Annotated in this window: 7 protein-coding genes and 1 pseudogene; 2 read left to right on the top strand and 6 right to left on the bottom strand. The window is 60.2% G+C overall.

Annotated features, from left to right (window positions below; translation table 11 throughout):
• From IRZ31_RS17180 to IRZ31_RS17200, 5 genes and pseudogenes are all read right to left on the bottom strand, one after another.
• Positions 1–1,856, bottom strand: a pseudogene (locus IRZ31_RS17180) (hypothetical protein); the annotation flags it as partial.
• An 84-nt stretch (positions 1,857–1,940) separates the two neighbouring features.
• The gene (locus IRZ31_RS17185) at positions 1,941–2,501 is read right to left on the bottom strand and encodes a hypothetical protein (RefSeq protein ID WP_297155874.1); all 561 of its coding nucleotides are present in this window, start codon (positions 2,499–2,501) and stop codon (positions 1,941–1,943) included.
• A gap of 251 nt (positions 2,502–2,752) precedes the next feature.
• On the bottom strand, positions 2,753–5,671 hold the full coding sequence (locus IRZ31_RS17190; protein WP_363325693.1) for a PrgI family protein: 2,919 nt from the start codon (positions 5,669–5,671) through the stop codon (positions 2,753–2,755).
• 180 nt (positions 5,672–5,851) lie between these two features.
• Positions 5,852–6,100, bottom strand: a complete 249-nt coding sequence (locus tag IRZ31_RS17195; protein WP_297155878.1) for a hypothetical protein — start codon at positions 6,098–6,100, stop codon at positions 5,852–5,854.
• 65 nt (positions 6,101–6,165) lie between these two features.
• On the bottom strand, positions 6,166–6,969 hold the full coding sequence (locus IRZ31_RS17200; protein ID WP_297155880.1) for a hypothetical protein: 804 nt from the start codon (positions 6,967–6,969) through the stop codon (positions 6,166–6,168).
• A 714-nt stretch (positions 6,970–7,683) separates the two neighbouring features.
• Between IRZ31_RS17200 and IRZ31_RS17205 the strand changes: the two genes are divergently transcribed.
• Positions 7,684–8,358 carry a hypothetical protein gene (locus IRZ31_RS17205; RefSeq protein WP_112433903.1) on the top strand — a complete coding sequence of 225 codons (675 nt, stop codon included), beginning with the start codon at positions 7,684–7,686 and terminating at the stop codon, positions 8,356–8,358.
• Positions 8,359–8,576: 218 nt separating this feature from the next.
• The gene (locus IRZ31_RS17210; RefSeq protein ID WP_297155883.1) at positions 8,577–8,885 is read left to right on the top strand and encodes a hypothetical protein; all 309 of its coding nucleotides are present in this window, start codon (positions 8,577–8,579) and stop codon (positions 8,883–8,885) included.
• A gap of 814 nt (positions 8,886–9,699) precedes the next feature.
• On the opposite strand, the gene IRZ31_RS17215 is transcribed toward IRZ31_RS17210, so the two are convergent.
• A partial coding sequence (locus IRZ31_RS17215; RefSeq protein WP_297155885.1) for a tetratricopeptide repeat protein occupies positions 9,700–10,438 on the bottom strand: 739 nt, incomplete at its 5' end.

A 10,438-nucleotide genomic window follows, 5' to 3' on the forward strand; every position in this document is an offset into this window, starting at 1 on the left:
CGGAACGTGGACGCTTTCGGGAGCAGGAAATAGGTGTTCTGCCACCATGCGAGCAGTTCCTGATGCCACGGATCGGCTGGATCGAGCTGGTGCAGCACGGCCAGGGTATACTCCTGATATTGCAACAACGGGTTGATATCGAGGAGCGTGAATTGCTCATGTGCTCGCCCTGCAGCGACCAATTGCTCGTTAAGTGTAAAGAGCAGTAAGCAGACATTTTTCAGAAAATGCTCCATGCGTGGTCCCCAGGTGTCGGACCAGATCTGCTTGAAACTGGAGATCAGGTTGGCAATGGCCTGGTCACGCGTGAAGCCCATGCTGGCGTCAAGGGGATTGAGGGCCACAGGGAACTGCGTGTCGGTCATATCCAGCAGCAACACGTCGCCGGCTCGCTGATCGGGGATCAGCAGGAGCAGATCCTCGATCAGATCACGGTGCGGATCAATCACAAACACGCCAGGCTGCATGGTGCCATCCTGCACGGGCTGCATGACGGCCTGGACAAGAAGAGCTATCAGCGTGGATTTCCCGTATCTGGACCTCGCCACCAGGAACTTGTGGCTGAACAACGTGCTGTAGGGCACATAGACTGGGACGCAATAGCCCCGCTGGCGGGAGTGCCCGATGAGAGCTGGTGGGAGGGAGGCGGGCTGGTGTTCGATCTGGTAGGCGATCTCGGGAGAAGCCAGGAGATGCTTGACAGCCAGTCGTCTGACCAGGGGAAGGTCCGTCATTTCCTGGGGGAGATGGAAGGCCCCCGACAGCTCCAGGCCATTCCATACATCTTTTGTCGGTGCTCCGTGCAGGAAGCGGAGGAGAGGATGATGATACGGAAATGCGGCTCCTGGCTCAGGGAGCGACCTGGCTTGCCTCTGGGCCGCGGTGAGATAGCGGACACGCCTGAGAGCGAGGCTGTTGGCGGAGGCCAGGGTGAATTGGCGATACGCCACCTCCAGGCGAGCCAGGTGCGTACGAAGCTGTCGCCTGGAGGAGCGGGCTTTCTGCCCGATGACGATGACACGCAATTGACAGTAGAATGCTGCGCGCACCAACTTTTCAGCGACCAGCTTCATGTCATAGATTTCACCGCTCTTGCGGCTGAGCCACCACCAGGCACCGCCAAGGGCGCCAAGGAACACGGCTACGGCCAGGGCGATCAGGGGAGGCCAGGACCCGGCGCGATACCAGCGCAAACCGATGAGGACCGCAAGCATCCCTGCCAGACCAAGCAGCACTTTCAAGCCCTCCCTGCTCTCCACCACGGTGGAGCTGGCTCCGTAGCGCAGGGCTGTCTGCTGATCACGCTCCTCTTGGAGCGGGTGCTCGACGCTTTTGCGCACGTAGCGAGAAATCCACTCTTCCGGCGCCCGCATGAGCGCTAACTGACAGACGATTCGCTCGCCAGCGGCAAGGGGCTCCATCGCCGCCAGGATGCCGGCGAGCGGATCATTACCCGGCTCAGCAAGAGCCTTCCCGCTGAACGTCTTGAGTGGCATCCAGGCAGGCTGCGCCAGAGCGAACTCGCCGACCACTGCGTGCTCTCCCGGATGGAGCAGGAGGGGGTCGGCAAAGGGCGCCACCCGCCGCTGCTCCGCCTGAGGATATTGGGCATACAACTGTTGAGCGAGCAGCGTGAGCTGCTCACTCGACGATGCCCGGAGCAGAAAGACCTGCTCGCGGCGTGTCCCTGCCAGCTCCAGGGCAAACGCCTCATCTGACGAGCACGCCTGGAACCAGTTCTCCATTGCGGCGGCCTGACGTTCGCCCTCCTCATGAGGTAAAACCATTAAAAGAGGTATATTGCTATTTCGATGGTTGTAATGAAGAAGCCATGCCAGTCGTCGTCTCCTGCTCATTGCGCCTCCTTCTTTTCTTCCTGGCGCTGTCTGCCTGCTGGCATGCTGGTGCCAGCAGGTCAGGCAAACAGCTCAGGCTCTCAGTCAGGCTCTCAGATTGACACCAGGAATCGTTGCCAACACCACCCGAGTGGGTCCAATAATGATCCCAATCGTGACGGTGGGGATCGTGGCGTAGATCATGTTGGAGTAGATCTCTGGGGTGGTCGAGAGAAAGGAGGCGTTCCCGCCTGTGCCCAACTCAGGAATGAACACCGTCATGCTCTTACCAGACAAAAAGCTGAAGCCCCGTCCCCAGTAGGTATTGCAAGAGGGGGAGTGGCGCATCTGCGCCAGGCCAATCTGTTCGGGCCCATCAAGGATCGGCTCCTCGGTCACCGTTTCAGCATCGGAGGCGCACCCGCCCTGAATGGGGTCTGCCCCATTACAAAACGTCGGTTTCTCCCTGGGAGGCACAGTAGCGCAGGTCTCAAACGAAGCTGCCCTGGCGAAACTGGGCGGAGTCGGTGTCAGGAACAGCAGACTCCCCAGGAAGAGGAGTGACACCGTTACCACGAACAGCAGCCCCGGAAGAAGAAGGCGCGTCCATCTGGATGCACGTGAACGGAACGACAGACTGATGGAAGGAACACACGTTGTTGACATCAGCTCTCTTCTCCTTAGTTTTCTATGAGGTGGCGGCGTCCATCTTACACGCCATGCCAGAGATTCCTGCCTACATTGCCAGCAATCCGTACCAGAACAGGTGCCATGAAGTGGTGCTGGCTTCCACTGCACAGCCAATGACGACGGCGAGCAGTGTGATGAGCACTAACGCAATCAGATGCTGCACGAATGGGTCTTGCAGCCGTTTCATGAGCCGAGTGGGGAGCTGGCTGTGTCGAGGGCGTCTCAGTCTATGAGTGCTGCGCATGAGACTCGTCCTTTCTGAGGGGAGAACTCTCCCGAGAAGACTGCAGCTGAGCTGAGCGCGCGCGCTCCCGAAGCCGCCTGCGTTCCTGCGGGTCCGTGGTGAACAGAGCGCGGTGGAAAGGGATGGAAGCTACCTGGATGGCTGCATAGTCGTTCCCGCAGCGCATGACGGCCTGGCCCGGGATCGCCTCGGTCAACGTGCGCTCCAGCTCCGGAGAAAGGCAGAGCTTTTCCGCAGCGTTACGCTGCATGCCCAGGAAGAACGCGGTGCCAGCGTTGGCCAGGATGACCTGCCCTTCCTCCAGGAAGTCCCGCGGATGCTGTGAGAGCGTGAGCTGGGCGATCCCGAGCTTTCTGAACCCCCTGGACCCACTTTCGAGGTACCTGCGCCCTGCTGGATGGCGCAGCATGTAGGATGCCTCCTCGACGATGTAGGCCAGATAGCGCTCGTCTCGTCGCAGCGCCCGGTGGCGATACAGGAAGTTCTGGACCACAAAGGTCATCAGCGGATACCACTTCTCGTCCAGGTCATGGATCGAGAAGATCGTCAGCGGTTTCTCCAGCTGGATGCTCGTCTCCCCGCAGAAGAGATATGCAGCCTTCTCCAGCCGCTCGATGAGCGATTGGCGCATCGCCTTAGAAGACGCCGGCGTCTGCTTCATGGTCTCTAGAAAGTCAGAGAGTGTCGGCGCTGGGAGCAGCAACGTCGTTGGATCGCGTCGGATCGCCTCGCTGGTCAGGCCTCTGGCGGCATACGTTGCGCGCGCCACGGCCATCAGATACGCCTCTTCGAGTTTCGAAAGCGTCGTCTCGGCATCGCAAATCAGCAGGGTCAGCCCTGCCAACAGGTGGTTATCCAGGAACTCGGCCAACAGGTCTGCTGGATCAGCTGGATCGACATCGCTGGGAGCAAAGGGCAGGTCAAAAAAGTTGATTGGGCAGCCGCGCGCCAGATTATAGCGCTGGCTCTCCCCTCGCAAGAACTCGTGGAGCGGCAGGTAATCGTCGTCATGGTCCAGCACGACCACGTCGGCGACGCCCAGCCCCATGAAGCCAGTTGCGAAGGTCTTGCCCAGCCAGCTTTTCCCCATGCCCGTCTCGCCCACCACGACTACATGGGGATTGGGAATCTTACGCTCCTCCGACCAGGGATTGAAGTAGACCGGGCGCCGACTGAACCCAGACCCGATGAAGCCCAGAAAGACGCCCGTGGGTGTTCCCACCACGCCAGAACAGGTGTGCAGGAACGTGGATATGGCGTCACTGGGCAAGTTCACCGTCTGGGAGAGGTCTGGGGGCAGGCAGATCGGCAGACTCAACTGGAGGCCGACATCGTGAAGCCTTCGGCATTCCCGAACGCGCAGTTGCTTTTGCCGCAGGTGCGAGAGCAGGTAATGGGAACGCTGTTCCAGGTGCTCTCGGCTTCCTGCGTGGATGCCGATGATGAGGCTCGTGGCGAACACCTTCATACGCCGTGCTGCCAACTCGCGCAAGACGCGGCGCACCTGCTCAGCCTCGACACTCTGATTGGCCTTCGTGATCTTGAGCGTCTTCTGGTCCGAGATCCGCTGGCTCTCCAGCTTGACCAGGTGCATCTCCAGGCGTGCGATCATGAAGGCGGTATCGATAGGATCAAAGGAACTGGAAATCACCATCGGCAGCCCCAACTTGGAGAGATCTGCCAGCCAGCCGCACAGCAACTGGTGGCCGTAGCCGGTAACGCTAAAGTAGCGCTGGTAGCGCGTGTTCCCGCGTACCGCGACCTCCAGCGTCTCCGGGTGCACCTCGATGCTGGATGGAGCCACCAGGTCGGCCAGATTGAGGACTCCAGCCTCGAAGCGGGCCTGTTCGTCTGTGCTTTCGTGGACAAATTGGCCGTGGAGTCCGCGAATAGACTTCCAGCGGTCCCCGCGCCCGGTCCCTTTTGCTCTTCCGTTCTCGGCCAGAGAGAGGGCCGCAAAAGCTGCCTCATCCATGTCCACCGCGCGGAACGCGGGAACCTCAGCTCCAGGCGCCAGGCACGATGCAAACAGACGAAGGAGGTCCGGTTCATCGAGCAGCCACGCCCGAACTTCGAGCTGCTGAAACAGCTTTTTGACAACCGACGTGCGGATGCGCAACTGGTCGAGCACCTGTTCGCGGGTGACAATCTCCTCTGCTTTGGGCAAGAGCAGGCGAAACAGCGTACTGAGCAGGCCACGCCTGGCCCCATCGGTGCGACGCCGAATCGCCTCCTCGCGAGCTGAGACGGAGATGACCACGAAATGCCGTGTGATCGTGCAACTCTGCAGGTGTCGCTGCTGGAACTCGACGCTGGCCTGTTGGAGCTTTGCCAGACGTGTGCTGCCCTGGATGCGAGGAACAGCCGCCCGCTGCGCGATCAGTGCCGGGTAGATTGCTGGTTGCACCTGTTCGATAGACGAGATGAACTGGAGCCGGAACTCGCAGCCGGTCAGAAAGCGCTCGAAGTGACTGTAGATCCGAACCTGCTCTGCTTCCGGCAGATAGCGGATGTTGCGTCCTTCCACTTCCAGTACTACCCAGTAACGCCCTCGGTTGGGGCTTCTGCCACCAGGCTCGCTGTACCCCATAATTCCCCCGGAGAGGTGATCCAGGTGCACCCAGGTGGTCTGAACGGCGGGCACCTTGCCCGATCTGCTCAAGGCGCGCGCGCGCGCCTCGGCGGACTGCCAGTTCGTATGTTTGGGAAGGAACAGGAACCGAGCATACACGTAGAGCCATTGGAGCAATGACTGGCCCTCAACCTGCCCATGCACCAGAATGAGCACTGGCACGGCGAGTACTGCACACACCACGATGCGAGTGAGCAATGGGAGTCCTGCGGTGAGCGTGAACAGGCCAACACCAGCTCCAATATCGGTGAGCAGCTGCTGTAAAGACATCCCGAAAATCTTCTCTTCAAACTGGAAGAGATGGGTCGGGACCGCTTTGACCAGTGGGTTTTCGTCGTGTGCCTGCATCTCATCTGATGAGACAAGCGCAGGCCCTCTGGGGACATGGCGGGTGCGGGTCGTCGCCCGTCTACAGAGAGCCTGCCCGTCTCCCTCCTTTCTCAGTCAGGACTAGAGCATTTTGCCCAGACCCGTGGCCAGACTCACGAAGGCGCCGGCCCCGGCAATAATCGCCGCGCAGATAAAGACCCGCTTGAGCTTTGCCCACCTCTCAGTCCGCGCCGTGGGAGACTGGTCGTTGTCGAGCATGATGGCGATCGCATACACCGCCACCATCAGGCCGGCGATTGTGATGCCAATCTTGGCAGCATTTTGCTGCAACAGGGTCACAATCTCGTTCAAAGCGTTGAGTGCCTCCATGTTTCCTCCTTTCTTGCTTTCGGTGGTAGTCGTTCTGACAAGAGGTGGCGACGGCCTGTGCTCCCTCAGACAGCAGCCAACACGGCGGCGGCCCTGATGGCGATTCCTACCAGGTTCCCGATCCCCGTTGTGGTCGCGCCAGGGGTAGCAGCAAAGCGCGAGAGCAGGCCCGGAATCTCAGCCGTCAGGTTGAGCAGCGCAATCGCCAGAATCATGCCAGTCAAACCGGTGCGTTCGGTGGCAATGAGAAATTGGAAACCCAGCTCAAATGTGAGAAATTGAAGAAACTGGGTAAATATCGTGACAACATAGATTCGAGCCCAGAAGGCGAACCAGGGAGCTGTCTGGGGATGGAACGATAGGAGGAAGGCTGGACCGCTGAGAACAAATAATACATTAAAGAAAACGATACGTTTGACTGCCTGGAAGATGATGCGTATGAAGCTGAGCCCGGCGACAATCGTGAGGACAAAGGAAAGGCTCAGCAGTTGCGTGTTGTTGAACGATTGGCCGCCGTTCACCTGGCGAATCAGGCCCTGAACGTCTGCTGGGAGCAAGGCGCACAGCAGATTATTCAGCATGAGAAGATCCTGTCCGATGAAGAAGCTCAGATGAATCAACAGAGCTGTCACGATGGCTTTGGCTAAGAACTGACTCAGTGGCATGGAGAGCGTACCGGTGCTCTGGCTGTACATGATCTGGGTCGCCCCAATGATGAGTATCAGGACGAAAAAGGCATCTGCCACGGCTGTCATGGTAGTCCATACTCCGATGACCACGCGGTTCGCCGTGGTGAACTCTGGAGGAGTCGTGATAATGAGGTCGACCAGAGACTGCATGGTCTGGAAGAGCGAGGTCACTGGGTCCACAGCTATTCCTCCTGCTGCGTTTCGAGTGTTTGCAGGCTGCAAAGTGAATGTCGCGTCTGTTGCGACAAACAGCGTAGCGAGCAGACTCGGGAGGTGCCTGGGATAGGTGACGGCCTGGGCTGGGAAGATGTTCGGTAGCGGGCAGGAGGCAGACAGGAAAGGAGAGGACCTGGGTGGAAACCATCCTGTGCCTTGGGGTTCCGGGTCAGGCACGCCGGCAGCGCAAGGTCCTGCGCTCTTCTGGCGTGGCTGGCAGGGGTGACAGGTGAGGCGAGTGTGGCGTGTCATCAAGAATGCCATTGCAGAGAAAGAGAGCAGGAACAACCCCATCTCGGGCCTTCTGGCGAGCCTTGAAGGATAGGCTACAGGCGCTGGTACTCCCCTGGTGGAAGGTCAAGTGAAGTCCCTGAGTAGGGGGACCCGGTCAGGTGCGCCTTCCTGCTCCTGCAACCGCTCCAGGGTGATTCCCGTGGAGAACCCTGCACGTTTCCGCGCCGTTCCTGCTCCATACCGGTGTTCTTCCTCTCCTTGCCTGCTACAGTAGCAGTGTCCTTGCAAGGACACCGAGATGTTTTGTATGAAGCCTCGCCTGCACAGGGTTGACACCTGGAGGAGTGTCCCTGTGCACGGCGAAGCGCCGGGTTGCAGAGGAGACGCCATGCCACAGGAAGAACCCTGGTGGAGGGAGGAGAACGGTTCCCAGGAGGTGGTTTCATGTCTCATCTGCTGCTCGTAGAAACACTGATCCTGCTGCTGATCCTGTGTGTCAGTGGTTTCCAGACAGTGCTGCTGTGTCGTCCGCGTTGGCGCACGGCCATCGTGCAGGCCCTGCGCTGCTGGCGAGACCGGTGCGTGGATTGGTCCAGGCGAGTGAGGCAGTTATTAGCGCCATGTCAGAAGGACCGGTGTCAGGAAGAGCTGCATCCGCTGCACGAGGCAGTCCGCGAGCTAAGCTGCTGCCTGGCCCCTCTGGCTGGTCCTGAACGGAATAGCGCAGCCAGAGGATGTGCTCAGGAGCTGCAGGATCTGGTCAAAGTCCTTTCCCACCTGGAGGGCAGCGCGCGGGTCCAACCGGGGGATGTAGAGTTCTTGCAGACATGGCTTTCAGACGTTGAGCGGCGTGCCCATGCCTGCATCCAGCGGAGCCGAGAGGGCCGGCAGGAGGTCTGGAAGCTCCTCACAGCAGCGCAAGAGGATCTGGCGGTCTGTGGGAATCGCTTCTGTGCTACCGGACAGAAACGCTTCCGGGAACTGGAGGGAGCGCTCTGGTTACTCTCCCTCCAGAACATGGAGGAGCACGTCCCAGCGGAGCTGTGTCTGCATTATGCCCGGTTGCTGAAGCAGCAGATCGCTCTCTACTGCTACTCTTATGCACAGGGACTGATCTGACAGCTCCTACTCTGCTTCAGAGTGCCCTAGCCGTAGTGTCGTAGTGTGTGTAATCGTACGTAAGAAAGAACGTGCCACCTGTACGATGGCGATCCGGTGTTGCGAGACTGGGAGCGCGTGCAGGTGGTGCGTGGGAGAGCACCATCGGCAGAGATCCCTCGTCGAGCGACGGGAGCGTCTGCACAGCGTGGACCAGCGCGATGAAAGCGAGGGAATCCATGTCTGATCTCTCGGATCGACTCTCTGTCGACCTGCAGCCGGCGATGACGGCTTTCTTGCAGACCATCGTCGCTGCTCAGAAGCAGGGGCTGACGCGAGCCGCTTTGAAGCAGCAGCGCGATGTGCAGCTTGCGACACTCAAGCGGCAAAGGGTCATCTTAGAGCAGCTGGCGTTGCAAGGCAACGAAGCAGCTCTACCTGCCGCGCTCGAGGTGCTGCTGCAGTTGAGTGGATCAGCTGAGAGAGCGCTCCTTGATGGAGCAACTCCTGATCGTCTAGGGGGAGGAGGAACACTGGCTTGCTCCTGAGCTGGGCCATCCGCCGCCTCGCCCGCCGGATGGCCCGCACCATGGACCCAAAGATGGTGGGCGGCACGACCCAGATCCGCGCAGGCCCGAATCGCTCGGTCATCCTCAGCTGGTCCCTACGGAGGGGCATGATGACTGCCCACTCCTGAGGCTGACGCTCTAAGTCGTCTTCCAGCTGGAGCAGAAATCCGTGCCAGGCTGGCTCTCTTGTGGGCATCAAAACCCAGCAGTGGCAGCTGCTGTCTCGAATCGCTTCCAAGAGGTCCTTCCAGGACCCTTCTTGTATCTGCTCGTACGTGTCGCCGAACCATGCCCAGCGCTTTCGTCGAAACGTCACCAACAGGCTCATTTGCTCTTCTTTCTACTCACAAGAGCACTGGTGCAATCAGCATTCTCAAGGGAGATGTAAAGTGTTTCACTCCATTTCACTCCGATACAGGCTGCTTCGCTCATGCTGACGGTACTTCCTCGATAAGAGCATCAGGAGCGGTCTCTGTCAAGCCGCTTCGATGATCCCCTCAAACACAGTCATCTATGACGGCTTCTCTGCTGTCATAGGGCCAGGTCCTGTGGCCCTGGGAGTGCGCCGGAAGCCCTTCGAAGAGCGCTGGGTGAGCAGCCGGACCGGGGGGTGAGATCCTCACAGTGACGAGGTTGGGCAGTGCCAGCCAGCCCCCGCCTGTCCTGGCTCTCGCTCTGGAGGGGCCCAGCGACGAGCTGCTCCCCTGTCGTCAGGCCCCTCCAGGCTGCCCGCTCGATCAGCAGCGTCTGCCGCGCCTTTGCGCGAGCGCTCCTCATCCCGGTCCATCAGGGGTCAGGGGCCGCCTCCCTGCCCTGGCCCGCGGGCCAGGTCCGGCAGCAACTGCAGGATCTCCTCACATGCCTGGTCTACTTCAGGATAGCGTTCTGCCAGACCCCGCTGTCGCCAGCCCTCGCGCACGCGCCGGGCCATCTCGGGAACGCTTGTCAGGGGCAGAGCGAGCAGGCGCTCCAGCAAGCGGCGCTGCGCTCTTTGGTACTCCAAGACATGATGACGCGTCATCCAGGCACAGCTCTCGACAGCGTGCGCCATCGCCTCCTCCCAACGGCCCTCCGCATAGGCCAGGTTCCCCAGCACTTCCTCACCTCGTCCCAGCAGCAGGCAATAGCCCTCCTCCTCGGCGATCGTCCGCGCCTCCTGCCAGGCCGCCTGCGCCTCCTGGTGCCGGCCCAGGTGGAACAGCGCTTTCATCAACTCGACCAGGCTGGCCACCAGCTGATAGCGATCTTGTACGTGACGCGCATGCTCACCAGCGCATTGCCAGTGGGCCACCGCCTCCTCCCACCGTTCCTGCGCTGCGGCCACCCGCCCCTGGTAGTACTGGCTGGTGATGAAGACCTCCTCATCAAAGCCGGTCACCAGCGCCTCGGCCTGCTTGAACAAGGTGTTAGCCTCCTCCAGCTGTCCTTTGCGCAGGGCCACCTGCCCCAGGCGGTTATAGGTGGCTGCCAGCCCCGTGCGATAGCCCACATGGGCATAGCACTCAAAGGCCCGGCGAAAGTGCTGCTCCGCC

This window comes from Thermogemmatispora sp. (assembly GCF_019683635.1).
Lineage (GTDB): Bacteria > Chloroflexota > Ktedonobacteria > Ktedonobacterales > Ktedonobacteraceae > Thermogemmatispora.

Excerpts from the sequence above, each read along its gene's own strand:
- IRZ31_RS17205 (WP_112433903.1), top strand. The coding sequence starts at position 7,684 with ATGTCTCATCTGCTGCTCGTAGAAACACTGATCCTGCTGCTGATCCTG.
- IRZ31_RS17190 (WP_363325693.1), bottom strand. The coding sequence starts at position 5,671 with ATGTCTTTACAGCAGCTGCTCACCGATATTGGAGCTGGTGTTGGCCTG.
- IRZ31_RS17185 (WP_297155874.1), bottom strand. The coding sequence starts at position 2,501 with ATGTCAACAACGTGTGTTCCTTCCATCAGTCTGTCGTTCCGTTCACGT.
- IRZ31_RS17210 (WP_297155883.1), top strand. The coding sequence starts at position 8,577 with ATGTCTGATCTCTCGGATCGACTCTCTGTCGACCTGCAGCCGGCGATG.
- IRZ31_RS17195 (WP_297155878.1), bottom strand. The coding sequence starts at position 6,100 with ATGGAGGCACTCAACGCTTTGAACGAGATTGTGACCCTGTTGCAGCAA.